At 67.2% G+C, this 14,842-nt stretch carries 12 protein-coding genes; 4 read left to right on the top strand and 8 right to left on the bottom strand.

Annotated features, from left to right (window positions below):
• The first annotated feature begins 279 nt into the window (after positions 1-279).
• On the top strand, positions 280-1,233 hold the full coding sequence (locus tag ACSFB7_RS31100; protein WP_435476191.1) for a phosphate acetyltransferase: 954 nt from the start codon (positions 280-282) through the stop codon (positions 1,231-1,233).
• 39 nt (positions 1,234-1,272) lie between these two features.
• Here the strand turns inward: ACSFB7_RS31100 and mrdA are convergent, their stop codons facing one another.
• From mrdA to ACSFB7_RS31115, 3 genes are all read right to left on the bottom strand, one after another.
• Positions 1,273-3,261 carry a penicillin-binding protein 2 gene (gene mrdA / locus ACSFB7_RS31105; RefSeq protein ID WP_435476192.1) on the bottom strand — a complete coding sequence of 663 codons (1,989 nt, stop codon included), beginning with the start codon at positions 3,259-3,261 and terminating at the stop codon, positions 1,273-1,275.
• A gap of 66 nt (positions 3,262-3,327) precedes the next feature.
• Entirely contained in the window at positions 3,328-6,816 is a 3,489-nt protein-coding gene (locus ACSFB7_RS31110) for an AAA family ATPase (RefSeq protein ID WP_435476193.1), read from the bottom strand.
• Positions 6,817-6,821: 5 nt separating this feature from the next.
• Positions 6,822-8,072 carry a metallophosphoesterase family protein gene (locus tag ACSFB7_RS31115; RefSeq protein ID WP_435476194.1) on the bottom strand — a complete coding sequence of 417 codons (1,251 nt, stop codon included), beginning with the start codon at positions 8,070-8,072 and terminating at the stop codon, positions 6,822-6,824.
• A gap of 123 nt (positions 8,073-8,195) precedes the next feature.
• Between ACSFB7_RS31115 and ACSFB7_RS31120 the strand changes: the two genes are divergently transcribed.
• Positions 8,196-9,272 (top strand): MBL fold metallo-hydrolase, encoded by a 1,077-nt coding sequence (locus tag ACSFB7_RS31120; RefSeq protein WP_435476195.1) that lies wholly within the window; start codon positions 8,196-8,198, stop codon positions 9,270-9,272.
• Between the two features lie 9 nt (positions 9,273-9,281).
• On the opposite strand, the gene chrA is transcribed toward ACSFB7_RS31120, so the two are convergent.
• Positions 9,282-10,655 (bottom strand): chromate efflux transporter, encoded by a 1,374-nt coding sequence (gene chrA / locus ACSFB7_RS31125; RefSeq protein WP_435476196.1) that lies wholly within the window; start codon positions 10,653-10,655, stop codon positions 9,282-9,284.
• A gap of 76 nt (positions 10,656-10,731) precedes the next feature.
• Here chrA and ACSFB7_RS31130 point away from each other — a divergent pair, with 76 nt between their 5' ends.
• Both ACSFB7_RS31130 and ACSFB7_RS31135 read left to right on the top strand, forming a co-directional pair.
• On the top strand, positions 10,732-11,052 hold the full coding sequence (locus tag ACSFB7_RS31130) for a DUF2946 family protein (protein WP_435476197.1): 321 nt from the start codon (positions 10,732-10,734) through the stop codon (positions 11,050-11,052).
• A 116-nt stretch (positions 11,053-11,168) separates the two neighbouring features.
• Positions 11,169-11,654, top strand: a complete 486-nt coding sequence (locus ACSFB7_RS31135) for a cupredoxin domain-containing protein (RefSeq protein WP_435476198.1) — start codon at positions 11,169-11,171, stop codon at positions 11,652-11,654.
• A gap of 14 nt (positions 11,655-11,668) precedes the next feature.
• Here the strand turns inward: ACSFB7_RS31135 and ACSFB7_RS31140 are convergent, their stop codons facing one another.
• The 4 genes from ACSFB7_RS31140 to ACSFB7_RS31155 are packed head-to-tail and all read right to left on the bottom strand — an operon-like array spanning position 11,669 to position 14,833.
• Positions 11,669-12,451, bottom strand: a complete 783-nt coding sequence (locus ACSFB7_RS31140) for an SDR family oxidoreductase (RefSeq protein WP_435476199.1) — start codon at positions 12,449-12,451, stop codon at positions 11,669-11,671.
• Positions 12,448-13,041, bottom strand: coding sequence for a cysteine hydrolase family protein (locus ACSFB7_RS31145; protein WP_435476200.1), 594 nt, complete (start codon positions 13,039-13,041; stop codon positions 12,448-12,450). The genes ACSFB7_RS31140 and ACSFB7_RS31145 overlap by 4 nt, the downstream gene beginning before the upstream one ends.
• On the bottom strand, positions 13,038-13,523 hold the full coding sequence (locus ACSFB7_RS31150) for an aromatic-ring-hydroxylating dioxygenase subunit beta (RefSeq protein ID WP_435476201.1): 486 nt from the start codon (positions 13,521-13,523) through the stop codon (positions 13,038-13,040). Before ACSFB7_RS31150 ends, ACSFB7_RS31145 begins: the two co-directional genes overlap by 4 nt.
• Positions 13,520-14,833 carry an aromatic ring-hydroxylating dioxygenase subunit alpha gene (locus tag ACSFB7_RS31155; protein WP_435476202.1) on the bottom strand — a complete coding sequence of 438 codons (1,314 nt, stop codon included), beginning with the start codon at positions 14,831-14,833 and terminating at the stop codon, positions 13,520-13,522. Before ACSFB7_RS31155 ends, ACSFB7_RS31150 begins: the two co-directional genes overlap by 4 nt.
• Between the last annotated feature and the right edge of the window lie 9 nt (positions 14,834-14,842).

The following is a 14,842-nucleotide window of genomic DNA, read 5'->3' on the forward strand; positions in this document are numbered from 1 at the left end:
GTCAATATAAAACTTCATGCTCCCTGTTTTTTGTCCGGCCGATTGATTTTCCAGACCACAAGAAATACTGAGTTACCTGTGTCCTAAAGTATTTCAAAAACAAGGAATTCCTTCTAAATTGCTTCGGATCGAGGTCCTTCTATTTAATTTCATGGACAAAAGAGAAGGACATATGCGGCAGCTCTCCACCCCTGGGTGGTAGATTGCGCCTGCGCTCCCCATCCACCCCCTCCGAGCCCGGCCGCCTCGCACCGGCCGCAACCTGCCTCCGAAGCCCGCATGGCCTCTTCATCCCCCGCCACCCATCCGCACTACGACCGCCTGATCGCCACCGCGCGCGAGCTGCCCGCGCTGCGCGTCGCCGTGGTCCACCCCACCAACGAGGTATCGCTCGAAGCGGCGCTCGCTTCGGCGCGGCTGGGGCTGATCGCGCCCGTGCTGATCGGCCCGCGCGCGCGCATCGAGGCTGCAGCGCATGCCATCGGCGCGCAGCTCTCGGACCTCGTGATCGTCGATGCGCCGCACAGCCATGCCGCCGCCGACCTGGCGGTTGCCATGGCCTTGCGTGGCGAGGTCGATGCCTTGATGAAAGGCAGCCTGCACACCGACGAGTTGATGGGCGCGGTCGTGCGCCGCGAAGGCGGCCTGCGGACCTCGCGCCGCATCAGCCATTGCTTCGTGATGGACGTGCCCGGCCATTCGCAGCCGCTGATCATTTCGGACGCGGCGATCAACATCTCGCCCACGCTCGAGGAAAAGGTCGACATCGTGCAGAACGCGATCGACCTTGCGCATGCGCTGCGGATGCCGGCTGTGCGCGTGGCGCTGCTTTCGGCCACGGAAACCGTCAACCCCAAGGTGCCTTCGACGCTCGACGCCGCCGTGCTGTGCAAGATGGCCGACCGTGGACAGATCACCGGCGCGCAGCTCGATGGCCCGCTGGCCATGGACAACGCCATCGACCACGAGGCGGCGCGCATCAAGGGCATCACCTCGCCGGTCGCGGGCCGTGCCAACGTGCTGATCGTGCCCGACCTGGATGCCGGGAACATGCTGGCCAAGAGCCTGACCTTCCTGGCCGGTGCCTATGCCGCGGGGATCGTGCTGGGCACGAAGGTGCCGGTGATCCTGACGAGCCGCGCCGACTCCGAGCCGGCACGGCTCGCGTCCTGCGCGGTCGCCTCGATGCTGGCGAAGGCCGGGCGCGAGCGGCTCATCAAGGCGGTCGGCTGAGCGCCTTCTTCGCCGTCTCTCTCCCCGAGTCCCGGTGACTCAGAGCGCCGAGGACGCCTCGCCGCCTTCTTCCGCCGCCGCAAGATCCTCCAGGGCCTGCACGTCGCTCGCCGACAAGGGCTTGCCGATGGGCGCGGCGGCCTTCCCCACCCGGACCGCCGCCATGTCGGCCTCGTTCGGGTATTGCCCGGCGATCCAGTAGTCGAACACCCGGCGCACGATGGGCGCCGCATGCGCCGCGCCGAAGCCCGCGTTCTCGACGATGGCGGCCACCGCGATGGTCGGGTTTTCCGCCGGCGCAAAGGCCATGTAGAGCGCGTGATCGCGCTGCCGCTCGTCCAGTGCCTTGCCGCTGGCGCGCGCCTTGGGCCCCAGGCTCACGGCCTGCGCGGTGCCGGTCTTGCCGGCCGAGGTGTACGCGGCACCGGCGAACACGCGGGTGCCCGTGCCGCCCTTCGTGACCGCGACCATCGCATCGCGCACCACATCGACATGCTTGCGCGCATAGCCCAGGTCCTGCGCCGGTGGCTGCAGTTGCCGCACGACCTCGCCGCTGACCGTGTCCCTGATGGCCCGCACCAGGTGCGGCTGATAGCTCACCCCGCCATTCGCCAGCGTGGCGTTGGCCGATGCGAGCTGCAGCATCGTGAAGTTGTTGTAGCCCTGGCCGATGCCCAGCGAAATGGTTTCGCCGGCGTGCCAGGTCTTCATTTCGGGGCGCCGGTAGGCCGCGCGCTTCCATGCCTTGCTCGGCAGCACGCCGCGCGACTCGCCCTGCAGGTCGATGCCGGTGAACTGGCCAAAGCCCAGTGGCGCCATGAAGTCGTGGATCATGTCCACGCCCATCTCGCTGGCCAGCGAATAGAAATACGTGTTGCTCGAGAACTGGATGGCGCGGTGCATGTCGACACCGCCCAGCCCGCCCCGGTGGCTGAGAAAGGTACGGCCGCCGAAGTTGTAGAAGCCCGGGTCGTTCTCGACCTTGTTCGCCGCTCGCGCACCAGTCTGCAGCGCGGCCATCGCCATGAAGGGCTTGTAGGTCGAGCCGGGCGGATAGGTGCCGCGCAGCGCGCGGTTCAGCAAGGGGTTGTCGATCGATTCGCTCAGCGCCTTCCAGCTCTCGGTGTCGATGCCTTCGACGAACAGGTTGGGATCGAAGGTCGGCTTGCTCACGAAGGCCAGCACCTCGCCGGTCTTGGGGTCGATGGCGACCAGCGCGCCGCGACGGTCCCCGAACATGTCCTCCACCAGCTTCTGCAGCTTGATGTCGAGCGACAGCATCACCGTCTGGCCCGGCGTGGCCGGGTGGCGGGCCAGGCGGCGGATGGCGCGCCCGCCGGCCGAGGTTTCCATCTGCTCCACGCCGGTCTGGCCGTGCAGGGCCTTCTCGTAGCTCTGCTCGATGCCCAGCTTGCCGATGTAGTCCGTGCCCCGGTAGTTGGCGCGTTCCTCTTCTTCCCAGTCGTCCATCGCGTTTTTCTCGCGCTGGTTGATGCGGCCGATGTAGCCGATGACGTGCGAAGCCACATCGCCATGCGGGTAGGTGCGGAACAGCCGCGCCTTGATCTCGATGCCCGGGAAGCGGTAGCGCTGCGCCGCGAAACGCGCCACCTCTTCATCGCTCAGGCGCGTGCGGATCGGAATGGAGTCGAAGCTGCGCGAGTCTTCGCGCAGCCGATGGAAGCGGCGCCGGTCCTTGGGCGTGACTTCGACGATGGCGCCCAGCTCGTCCATGGCCGCGTTGATGTCGCCCACTTTCGATGGCGTGATCTCCAGCGTGTAGGCCGCGTAGTTCGACGCCAGCACCACGCCGTTGCGGTCGAGAATCTGCCCCCGGTTGGGCACCACCGGCACGATGGCCGTGCGGTTGCTCTCGGCCCTGTCCGCCAGCTCTTCATGGCGCACGACCTGCAGGAATGCCAGCCGCGCGCCGATCAGCCCGAAGCCGAACAGCACCACGCAGCCGACCACCACCACACGGCGACGGAAACGAGAGAGTTCGGCGGCGGTATTGCGGATTTCATTCATCGAGAAGGAAGAAGAGGAAGCAGAAAAACTGGGTAAGAGGGCCGCTGCGCCCGGAGGTTCCTCAACTCAACCCGCATCCGCTGTGTCTCTTTGAAGTTCGATGATGTTCACGCCATCGGCAAACACCTCGCGCACGAAGGGCAACAGGTGATCGTGGTGCGTGAGAAAGACCACCTGCGTGCGCTGCGACAACTCGCGCAGTGCCTTCAGGCCAGCCTTCGCCCGCCCGTCGTCGAAGTTGACGAAGAGATCATCGGCCACGAAGGGAAGCGCCTTCGCGTTCTCCAGATGAAGCTCCAGCGCGGCGATGCGCAGGGCCAGATAGAGCTGGTCGCGCGTGCCTTCGCTCAGGCCCGAGACCTCCACCACCTGCCCGCCCTTGCGGCGGGCATACAGCGCGGGCGTGTCCTTCTCGTAGTCCACGCCCAGCTTGGTGAAGTCGCCCAGCGTGAGTTCGCTGAACACCGCGCTGGCGCGCTGGAGCATCGGGCCCTGCTTGCGGTCGCGGTACCGGTCAATGGCCCATTTAAGGAGCTTGCCCGCCGTCGCGACTTCCAGGTATTGCTCGGCCACTTCGCCCATCGCGGCCAATGCCTCTTGCCGTCTTGCCTCGGCGGTCGCGGCGTTGGCTTGGCCTGCAATGGCGGAGAACGCCTGCTCCGCGTTGACGCGCTTTTGCACCAGCAGGTTCAGGCGCTCGGTCACCGCGGCAAGGTCGTTGCGGGCCTGTTCCAGCAGCCCGAGCACCTCCGTCGGGGCGTATTCGGAGATTTCGGCTTCGATGGCCTCGCGGGCGAGTCCATCGCCGTCCTGGATCAGCGCCTCGCGCGCCTCGGCAAGCTCCTTGCGAAGCGCCCGTTGCCTGTCGGAACGCTCCACGAGCGGAACGGCCTCGGGCGCCGACTCGACGCTGGCAAGTTCCAGCAACGGCTTCAGCCGCGCCTGTGCCGTGCGCACACGAAGTTCTGCATCGCTTTCCTGCGATTGCGCCGTGAGCAGCGCGGCATCGGCCAGCCCGGCCTTCTGCGCCGCGCTGGCCGTTTCCTGAAGGCGCTGCGACAGGCGCCTGGACACCTCGGGCCAATCGCCGAGCGAGAGCAGGTCCGGCTCCAGTTGCGCTGCCAGCCGCTTCGCTTCGGCTTCCAGCTTTTCCAGGTCGGCCCGCATGGTGTCGATGCGCTCGCGGCGAATGCCGTCCGCCTTGTCGAGCCGGTCCGCCGCCTCGTTCGCGAGTTCGACCGCGCCTTCGGCTTCGGCGAAGGTCGCGGAGGCCGCCTGCAGCTTGGCGCTTTGAAGCGCTGCGGACCATTGAAGCGCCCATGCCTCGTGCTGGCGCGTGGCCGATTCGGCATTCGCCTTGAAGCCCTCCAGCGCGCGTTGCGCTTGCGTCATCTGTTGCTGCAAGCCGCTCTTTCGCGCAAGCGTTGCATCGACCTGGCTCACATGAACACTGGCAGCAGTGCACAGCGCCGCGAGGTCGCCTTCGTCCTGCGCGGCAACGGCCGCGTCTTTCAACGCAGAAACCAGTGCCTCGCGTGCATGGCGCGAGGAAGAAACCTCCTCGTCCAGATCGTGCTGCCGTTGCTCCAGCGCTTCCTGCGCGTCGAGCGCCTCGGTGCGCTTGTCGAGCCAATCGGCGGCATCGTCCAGCGGCATGCCCGTCCAGCCGGCAGCAGAGGCGGCCGTTGCCCAGCTCAGATCGAGCTGTTCGAGTTCGGCCGTGCGGTCGGCGAGCAACTGTGCGTGCCGCAAGGCATCCGCCCTCGCCTGCTCCAGCCGCTGCCGGATGCTCTGCAAAGTCGCGGCATCGGTCGCTGTGCCGAGTTGCGAATCGACCAGCTCGTCCGCAAGCCGGATGGCCGCATCGAGCGAGGGCGCACCCGTGGCAACCTGCACATCACCGCGCTTGATCGACGTCCAAGTCGCATCGCGGCTCGTTCGGGCTTCATGCACCTCGGTCGGCGTGACCACCTTGTGCGCGTGCTCGAAATGCGCCACTTCGAGTTCGAGCCGGTCCGCTTCGGCGCGGGACGCGTCCAGCTTCTCGCGCGCATGCGTGCAGGCCGTCGCGCTTTCATGGCGCTGGCGTTGCAGCGACGAAATCCGCGTGGTGGACGGCACCTCCATGGCGCGCAGCCTGTCGACCGGCGCGCTCCAGCGGCCCAAGGCCGCCAGCGCATGGCCCAGCCTCGCGCCCGCCTGATCGACTCCGGCGCCCAGGCTCCGCTGCCTGGCGCCGCTGGCCTTGAGCGGCAATGCTTCGTCGAGTGCCTGCCGCAATTTCAGGGGCACTTCCGACGACTGAAGCCCTTCCAGCTCGGCCAGGTAGCCGTCGAGGTCCACAGTTTTCTGCTGCACCGCCTCTTCGGCGCTGCGCATCGTCTGATGCACAGCGCCACGGTCGCGCAGCAGGTTGGAAACCGCCTTCAGCGCCAGCGCCGTCGGCAGGCTGGCGCGAATGCCCGCCTCATCCGCCGGCCACCCCAGTTGGGCGGCGGCGGCCTTGGCTTCTTCGAGAAGCCGGTCGACTTCTGCCTGCCGCAAGGGCAAATCTCGCGGATGGTTCGCGCACAGGCTTCGCATGGCATCGAGCGCTTCGATGTCCTTGCGGAACGCCAGCGCGGCGCCGTCGAACGACACCTCGTCGCACGCTTGCCGGCGCGCCTTCACGTCCATGGCGCGTGCCTGCAGAAGTGCTTCGGCCGATGAAAGCTCGGCCCCGCCGGCGCTCAGGTCCGCGAGGGCGCTGGCCGGGAACTCGATCACATCGCCCAACTCGCTCAACTCGGCCAGCTCCGCCTCTCGGGTCTTGAGCTTGAGCAGGAAGGGTGCGAGGCGGCGCACCCGCTCCAGTTGGGAGCGAGCGGTTTCCAGCGACAGGCGCCGGGCCTCCTCGGTGGCGATCTCGTTCACCGCCTCGTCCAGCGCGCTCTTGGCTTCGCTCCACACCTTCGTCTTGACCTGCGCGTTCTTCAGCTCGGTGCTGGCTTCGTCGAAGCGCTGGGCCGCCAGCGCGTAGTCGCTGCTGGCCTTGCGAGGCGCCCACAGGCCGCTCGCCTGCTTCTCCAGCGACTCGCGCACAGGGCCCAGGCTCGCAATGCCGGCTGCGGACTGGAACAGCACGCGCCCGACGTCCTTCGAGCCATCGAGGATGCTCTTGCCGCCCTCGACCAACTGCTCGTGGTCCATGCAGAACATCTGCTCGAAGAAGGCCTTGTCGGCGGTTCCCAGGAACGGCGCGAGATGGTTCTCGGGCAGCGTGTCGTCGGCCGGCGTGCGCAGCGGCGTTCTGCCCCGGGCCCGGTGGAACTCCGTGTCCCCGGTTTCGCCCTCCAGCGTGCCGCCCAGGCGCATCTCGGTGAGCGCGTGCCTGAAGTCCAGCTTCGTGCGCAACGGCATGCCGAACAGCAGCTCGGAAATCGCATTGCGAACCGTCGACTTGCCAGCCTCGTTCGGCCCGACGATGACGTGGAAATCGCACGCGGCCTTGGGAAATTCGACGGACGTGCCATCGAACTTGCCGTACTTGAGCAGTTGCAGTTGTCGGATGCGCATGGCCTTCACTCCCCGTCCATCAGGCTGGCCAAGAGCGCTGGCGACACATGCGCGAGCAACGCGCTGAAGTCACCCTCTCGCGCCAGCGTGAGGAAGGGCACGTCCTCTTTCACATCGGCGGCCACCTTGCCGAAGAAGGGCTGCAGTTCGTTGCGCAACTGCTCCAGAAACGCCGGGTCGGCCGCCGCCTCGCCAAGAATCTCCTGCAGGTCGGCAATCGCATCCATGCGGGCGCCAACATCCTTCATCGCATCGAAGGGCTGCGTCGCGAGCTTCACCTTTTCAAGCCACAGGCGTTCGTTGCCGATGGCCGCGATCTGCCCCAGCACTTCCGCGCGAAGCTCGTTGGCCTTGCCGAACAGCGCGCCATGCGCCCGCGTGCGACCACGCAGCGTGACCCGAACGGCGCGGGGCACATGGCCGTCGACCAGCAGCAGGTCTTCCAGCGAACGGCCCACTTGGCGAGCCACGTCAGCCATCGAGACGCACTCCGAGGCATCGACCTCGACGGACTCCCACCGCAGCACATCGAGGAACAGCCTCTCGACGTTCGTGTGGCCCTCTTCCACCGTCACCAGCACCGCACCACGGCGACCGGTCTCGCGGATGTGCCGACCCTGCAGGTTGCCGGGAAAGACGATCTCGGACTGCTCCGACCAGTGCTGGAACTCGTGCACATGGCCCAGCGCCCAGTAGTCGTAGCCCCGGGCGTTGAGTTCGGCCAACGAGCAGGGCGCGTAGTTGGCGTGGGCGCTGTAGCCCTCCAGCGCCGTGTGCAGCACGCCGATGTTGTAGTAGCCGGCAACGGGCTCGGGGTAACGCAGCACGAGGTTGTCGGTGATGGCCTTGTCCTTGAAGCTCTGGCCGTGCAGCGCGACCTTCAGGTCGTCCAGCCTGTGCACCTCGGGCTTGCGCGAGGAAAAGCTCAGCACGTTGTCCGGCAGCGTGAGCTTCTTCGTCATCTCGCTTTCGGCATCGTGGTTGCCGAACAGCAGAAACACCCGGATGCCCGCGCGCTTGAGGCGCCCCATTTCCTTGCTGAAGAAAATGCCGGTGTTGTGGTCCTTCCAGTCGCCGTCGTACAGGTCGCCGGCGATGACGACAAAGGCCACCTGCTCTTCGATCGCGCGTTCGACCAGTTGAGAGAACGCATCGCGCGACGCGTTGCGCAGTTGCGCGGCGGGCGCGTCGGGGTACGCGCTCAGGCCGTGCAGGGGGCTGTCGAGATGGATGTCCGCGGCATGAATGAATTTCACGCGGCCTCGCTTCGTTGGTGGTTGGTGTCAGGCAACCGGGCATTATCGGTTCCGCTGCATCGGCGCCGTGGGCCGGGCGCACCGCAAGCCGGCGTCACAATCCATCCTCAGGAGATACACACGATGGACGGTCTGGAAGAAACGGCGGAAGCGGCCAAGGGCAAGCTCATATATCCCTTTGCGGAGCTTCCGCAACGCGGCAAATCGATCGAGGTGGCGCCCGGCGTGTACTGGATACGCATGCCGCTGCCCTACTCGCTCGATCACATCAACCTGTGGGCACTGGACGACGGCGACGGCTGGGCGGTGGTGGACACGGGCGTGCGCACCGAAGAAACCGTGGCGGTCTGGCGCGAGCTGTTCGCCAACTCGCCCGACACGCGCGGCCTGACCCGCGTCTTCGTGACGCACATGCACCCCGACCACGTGGGCATGGCCGGCTGGCTCACGCGCAAGTTCGGCGTGCGGCTGTGGATGACCCGCGCCGAATACATGATGTGCCGCGTGATGGTGTCCGACACCGGCCGCGAGGCACCCGACGACGCCATTGCCTTCTACCGGCGCACCGGCTGGGGCGACGCGGCCATCGAGACCTACCGCACGCGCTTCGGCAACTTCGGCAAGCACATCCACCCGCTGCCCGACAGCTTCAGGCGGCTTCGCGATGGCGAGACCTTGCGCATCGGCGCGCACGACTGGCGCGTGGTGACCGGCAACGGCCATTCGCCGGAGCATGCCTGCCTGTACTGCCCCGATCTGAAGGTGCTGATCTCGGGCGACCAGATCCTGCCGCGCATTTCATCGAACGTCTCGGTCTCGCCCGTGGAGCCCGACGCCGACCCGATGGGCGACTGGCTCGCGTCGCTGGCCAAGCTCAAGCGCGAGATTCCCGACGACGTGCTGGTGCTGCCATCGCACAACGAGTGCTTTCGCGGCCTGCATGCGCGCATCGACCGGCTGCAGACCGGGCAGGAGCGCGCGCTCGATCGCCTGAAGAACGCATTGAAGACGCCCAAGCGAGCGGTCGATGTGTTCGGCAGCCTGTTCGCGCGCGCCATCGCCGAATCCGACGTTCCGCTGCTGGGCATGGCGACGGGCGAAAGCCTGGCGTGCCTGAACTACCTGCTGCACCGCGGCGAGATCGCGCGCGACACGGACGACGCCGGCATCGACTGGTACCGGGCCACCGCCGCGGCCTGAACACCGTCGTCAGCGCAGGCCCGGTGCCAGCAGTGTGATCGCCAGCCCTGCCGCGCCGCACAGGCCCAGCAGCGGCATCACGCCGACCTTGAAGCGGAACAGGGCAACAGTTGCCGCGACGGCGATGACCGCAGAGATCGCATCGAAGTGCCCGCCGAAGCCCTTCGGCCAGAGCACGTGGTACGCGAAGAACAGCGCCAGATTCAGGATCACGCCCACCACCGCAGCGGTGATGGCCGACAGCGGTGCCGTGAAGCCCCGCCGGCCATGCGTGGCTTCGATGGCCGGCCCGCCCGCCAGGATGAAGATGAACGACGGCAGGAAGGTGAAGAAGGTCACCACGCTGGCCGCCAGCGCACCCGACAGGAACAGCGCTTCAGGCCCGAGCACCTGCTTGAGCCACCCACCGACAAAGCCGACGAAGGCCACGACCATGATCAGCGGGCCGGGCGTGGTTTCGCCGAGCGCAAGGCCGTCGATCATCTGCGCGCCCGACAGCCACTGGTATTGCTCGACGGCCCCCTGATAGACATAGGGCAGCACCGCATACGCGCCGCCGAAGGTCAGCAGCGCAGCCTTGGTGAAGAACCAGCCCATCTGCGTCAACGTGCCGTGCAGACCCTGCAGGCCGACGAGCACGCCCATCGCCAGCAACCACAAGCCCGCCCCGACGCCCAGTACTTTGGCCAGGTGCGAGGGCGAGAAGCGCGCGTGCGGCGGCGGTGGCGTGTCGTCGTCGATCAGCGCCGGGCCGTAGCTCTTGCTGGCGCTGCCATGGCCGCCGCCGATCGCAAACACCTCCGGGTGCCATCGCGCGCCGAAGTAGCCGATCAGGCCGGCGCCGATCACGATGGCTGGGAACGGGGTGTCGAACGCGAAGATGGCGATGAAGGCCGCCGCCGCGATGCCCCACATCCACGCGTTCTTCAGCGCGCGGGTACCGATGCGATGCGCCGCATGCACCACCAGCGCCGTCACCGCCGGCTTGATGCCATAGAAGATGCCCGCCACCACCGGCACGTTGCCGAAGCGCAGGTAAATCCACGACAACGCGATCAGGATGAACAGCGAGGGCAGCACGAACAGCGCGCCGGCCACGATGCCGCCGCGCGTGCGGTGCATCAGCCAGCCGATGTAGGTGGCCAGTTGCTGGGCTTCGGGCCCGGGCAGCAGCATGCAGAAGTTGAGCGCATGCAGAAAGCGTTTTTCGCTGATCCAGCGCCGGCGCTCGACCAGCTCGGTGTGCATCAGCGCGATCTGCCCCGCCGGTCCGCCGAAGCTGATGAAGCCCAGCTTGAACCAGAAGCGCAGGGCTTCGGCGAACGAAACGGGTTCGATCGCCGGTGCGGGCACGGGTGTCGCGGGTGGCTGTGAGGTGTCCACGGGGGCCTTCGTGATGGGTCGCACACATTACCAACATGTAATCTGCGCCGGACGACGCGCCGATAAAATTTTCGACATGTGTCGTTTCCGTGCGTTCTTGCTGTGGGCCGTGATGCTCGCGATTCCTTTTCAGGGATTCGCGGCCGTGTCCCAGGCGTTCTGCACGCCGGTGACCTCGCAGGCGGTGCATGCCGCGTCTTCTTCGCATGACCACGCCGCGCCGGACAGCGACACCGCCCACAAGTGCGGCACCTGCGGCGCATGCCAGGCGGCGGCACTGATGCCCACGGCCACCGTCGTGGCCTTCCCGCATCTGCCGGCGGCAGACCTGGTGGCGCTGCCCAGCGCCCTGCGGGTCCTTGTACCCGGCGTTCCAGAAAAACCTCCTCGCGCCTGAGCGCGCCCGTGCCTCTGCACCCGTGATCCGTCGTGGGTGCGGTCGCGCGCGCCCGTTCATCTCGCTCATCCGGCTCCCGGTTTTTCTCTCACATACCCCGACACACAAGGAATTTCATGAAAACGCTTCACTCCCTCGCCCTGTTCGCCCTTTCCGTATTCACCGCCGCGAGCGCCAGCGCCGCAGGCAGCCACGCAGGCGGCCACGACACCGACGACGCCACGGGCAAGCCCGGCGTCGTCACCAAGGTCACGCGCACAGTCAAGGTCGACATGACCGATTCGATGCGCTTCACGCCCGCCAACATCGAAGTCAAGCAAAACGAGACCGTGCGCTTCGTCGTCAGCAACTCCGGCAACCTCAAGCACGAACTCGTGCTCGGCACCGAAAAGGACCTCAAGGCGCACTACGAGGCGATGAAAAAGAACCCCGAGATGGAACATGCCGAGCCGAACATGGTCACGCTCGCGCCCGGCAAGACGGGCGAGATCGTCTGGCAGTTCACCAAGGCCGGTAAGGTCGATTTCGGCTGCCTTCAGCCCGGCCATTACGACATGGGCATGAAGGGCGCCGTGAGCGTGGCCAAGGCGTCCGGCAAGTAAGGCCCGCGTTCGGCCTATGCGCCGAACCAGTCCCGGGCCGAGCGCCCCTGGTCCGGCCCCAGCATCGAGAAACCGCCGTCGACCGGAATGTCCGCGCCCGTCACAAAGCGCGCGGCGTCCGAGCACAGGAACAGCACCACCTGCGCCACGTCGTCGGCGTCTCCCGCGCGGCCCAGCGGATGCATGGGCGCCGCGACACGGTCCGCATGCACCCGGTCGCCGCCGGCCATGCGGGACAGCGCGTCCGACCACGTCCAGCCCGGGGACACCGAGTTCACCCGCACCCGCCGCGGCGCCAGGCTCGCCGCCTGGTTGCGCGTGAGCTGCAGGATCGCCGCCTTGGCCGCGGGATAGAGCGCCCGCCCGGCCGTGCCGAACTTGCCCCCGACGCTGCCCATGTTCACGACCGCCCCGCCCTGCGCCGCCAGCGCGTCGGCGGTCTTCTGCAGCAGCATTGCGCCAGAGACCAGATTGACATCGAGCGCCTGCAGCCATTCGCCGCGCGAAGCCTCCAGCCCCTTGTCACCGTAGACCACCGCGTTGTTGACCAGGAAGTCGATGCGGCCCGCGCTGGCGAGCGCGTCGGCCACCAATGCATCTAGCGCGGTGTCGGACGCGATGTCGCAGGCCACGAAGCGGCAGCGCGGGCCCAGCTCGGTCTGCAGTGCTTCGCCGCGCGCGGTATCGATGTCCACCGCAAACACCTGCGCCCCACCCTGCACGAAGGCCCGCACGATGGCGCTGCCGAGCATCGCGGCCGCGCCGGTGACGACGGCGACTTTTCCTTCGAAGTTCATGGCGTGGCCTCCATCTGCGCGATCGCGCTGTCGACGTTCATCACATCCGCGAGCATCGCCAGCGTTTCAAGGCTGGCCGCATGCAGGTGCGCCTGCGCGGTGCTGCAGGCATCGGCAACCACCGCCACGTCGTAGCCCAGGTCGCTGGCGTGGCGCGCGCCATGCTCGACCACGTGATTGGTCGCGATGCCCGCCACATAGAGGCGCGAGGCACCGGTGCGGCGCACGGCTTCTTCGAGCCCGCTGGCCCAGAACGGGTTGTTCCGCTTGTGCGTGACGATGGCTTCGCCCGGCAACGGCGCGAGTTCGCCATAGAACTCCGCACCCCACGACCCGTCGAGCACAGCGCCCGTTTCAGCCACGCGCCGGAACAGCGTGCAGTTGCGCAGGCAGTCCGCATAGCCCGGCGCGAAGGCGATGCGCACGAAGATCACCGGCACGCCGTTCGCGCGCGCGCCGGCGATCAGGCGCGCGGCCGAGGCGATCAGCCGGGGGCGCGCAGGGTCGTCGGCCGCCACGCCCACTCGCACCTTGCCATCGACGTGCAGCACGTCGTTCTGGTAGTGCATGGCCAGCAGCGCCGCCGTCACATGAACACCTGCAGGGCTTCGTGCGGCGCGTCGCAGTTGACCAGATCGACGCGCTTGGTCTGCATGCGCAGTTCGCCGCCGTCGCGCCGCAGGGTGTGCAGCACGCTGCCGCCGAAGCTGCGCTGTTCGGTCTTGCGCCATTCGAGCAGCAGGAAGGTCGAGCGCACGACACACTCGGCCTCGCTGCGCGATTCGAGCGCGATGTTGCCCAGCACATGCACCGTGCGCGTCGGCGGCTGCTGCGAATAGGCGCGTGCCTGTTCGAGCCGCCGCGCCCGCATCGAGCGCAGCAGCGCGTCTTCACAGAACAGCGATGCGTGGTTGATGTGGTCGGTCTGCCCGTGCACCAGCGGCACCCAGTACAGCCCGTCGGGCGTGAAGAGGCGCTGCCATTCGTCCCAGCGGTGTTCGTCCAGAAGGCGTGCCTCGTGGTGCAGGAACTGGGTGATCTCCTGCTGCTCGTGCCAGTCGTTGAAGTTCATTCCGCACCTCCGGCCTGCGTGCCCATGTACGACGCCCAGGCGGCAAACATGTTGCGCGACGGCATCTCGCTGTTGCCGGTGGAGGCGCGCCCGCCCGGCAGGGGCTGGTCGCGCCCGGCCGCGCGGTGCATGCTGACCCAGTCGCCGCCGTCGGAGCCCAGCCCTTCCTGCACGCGGTAGTAGGCCTCCAGGTCGTCGGGCATCACGTTCGACGAGGGCGAATTGACGATGTTGGTGTATTTCAGCGTGCGCTGGAAGCTCGCCTCAGGCGCGCCCTTCAGCCTGAAGCTGAAGATCTCGACCAGCGTGCGATCGACCGACAGCGGCCGGATCACGCGGATCTGCTGGAACGAAGTGTGCGGCGAACAGCTCGGGTACACGATGGTGTTGTGCCGGTTCACGCGCAGGATTTCGTCGGCACGCTGCGCGCCCTGGCTGGCCTCGAGCGAGGCCACGTAGGCCAGGCTCACCGGGTCGGTGGGCGGCACGAAGATGCCTTCCATGAAGCCGTGGCCGTGGTCGTAGCCCTTGAGTTCGAGGTTGGCCCAGAACTCCAGCGGCTCGCCGTTGCCATCGACGATCACCACCTCGAAGGGCTTGCGTGTGCCGGCCGGCATGGCTTCGTATTCTTCCTTGGCCGCGCGCCACGACGATTCGTGCGTGGCCACCGCGTGGATCGTGTCGTGCAGGTTCTCGAAGAAGATCTTCCAGTTGTTGCGCTGGATCACGCGCTGCACGCCGCCGGCCACCTCCACCTCGCCATCGGGTGCGCGGTCGCAGAAGTTGTCGAGCGAGGTGGCCACGCCGCCCAGAAACTCGGTCAGCCCGGGGCCGTCTTCTGAGAGGCTCGCAAACACGAAGCCGCGGTGGCTGGCCACGCGCGCCACCTTGCGCACCGAGTGCGACCCGTCCTTGAGGTCCAGCGCCGTGTCTTCATAACCGCTGCGCAGCGGCACCGACAGCAGGCTGCCGTCGCACTTGAAGGTCCAGCCGTGGTACAGGCAGCGCAAGAACTTGCCGGCGCTGCCGCTGCCGTCGGGCACGATCTTGGCGCCCTTGTGCGGGCAGCGGTTGTACAGCACGTTCACTTCGCCGTCGGTGTGGCGCACCATCACCACGGGCTCGCGGCCTAGGCGCGTGGTGAAGTAGTCGCCGACGTTCGGCACCTGGCTTTCGTGGCCCACGTACAGCCAGGCCTGGCCGAAGACGCGGTCCATTTCCAGCTCGAAGATGGCGGGGTCGGTGTAGACGCGCTTGTGCACGCGGTCAGGCTGCACGAGCGCCTGCAGGTCGATGGTGGTTGTCGTCATGGGGGTGGG

Origin of the sequence: Variovorax raffinosi, assembly GCF_051216615.1 — a bacterium.
In the GTDB taxonomy this organism is placed as follows: Bacteria; Pseudomonadota; Gammaproteobacteria; order Burkholderiales; family Burkholderiaceae_C; genus Variovorax.

What these genes read in the sequence shown, in the direction of transcription:
- ACSFB7_RS31135 (WP_435476198.1), top strand. Translation starts at nt 11,169, where the DNA reads ATGAAAACGCTTCACTCCCTCGCCCTGTTCGCCCTTTCCGTATTCACC.
- ACSFB7_RS31110 (WP_435476193.1), bottom strand. Translation starts at nt 6,816, where the DNA reads ATGCGCATCCGACAACTGCAACTGCTCAAGTACGGCAAGTTCGATGGC.
- mrdA (WP_435476192.1), bottom strand. Translation starts at nt 3,261, where the DNA reads ATGAATGAAATCCGCAATACCGCCGCCGAACTCTCTCGTTTCCGTCGC.
- ACSFB7_RS31120 (WP_435476195.1), top strand. Translation starts at nt 8,196, where the DNA reads ATGGACGGTCTGGAAGAAACGGCGGAAGCGGCCAAGGGCAAGCTCATA.
- ACSFB7_RS31155 (WP_435476202.1), bottom strand. Translation starts at nt 14,833, where the DNA reads ATGACGACAACCACCATCGACCTGCAGGCGCTCGTGCAGCCTGACCGC.
- ACSFB7_RS31130 (WP_435476197.1), top strand. Translation starts at nt 10,732, where the DNA reads ATGTGTCGTTTCCGTGCGTTCTTGCTGTGGGCCGTGATGCTCGCGATT.
- ACSFB7_RS31100 (WP_435476191.1), top strand. Translation starts at nt 280, where the DNA reads ATGGCCTCTTCATCCCCCGCCACCCATCCGCACTACGACCGCCTGATC.
- ACSFB7_RS31150 (WP_435476201.1), bottom strand. Translation starts at nt 13,523, where the DNA reads ATGAACTTCAACGACTGGCACGAGCAGCAGGAGATCACCCAGTTCCTG.
- ACSFB7_RS31140 (WP_435476199.1), bottom strand. Translation starts at nt 12,451, where the DNA reads ATGAACTTCGAAGGAAAAGTCGCCGTCGTCACCGGCGCGGCCGCGATG.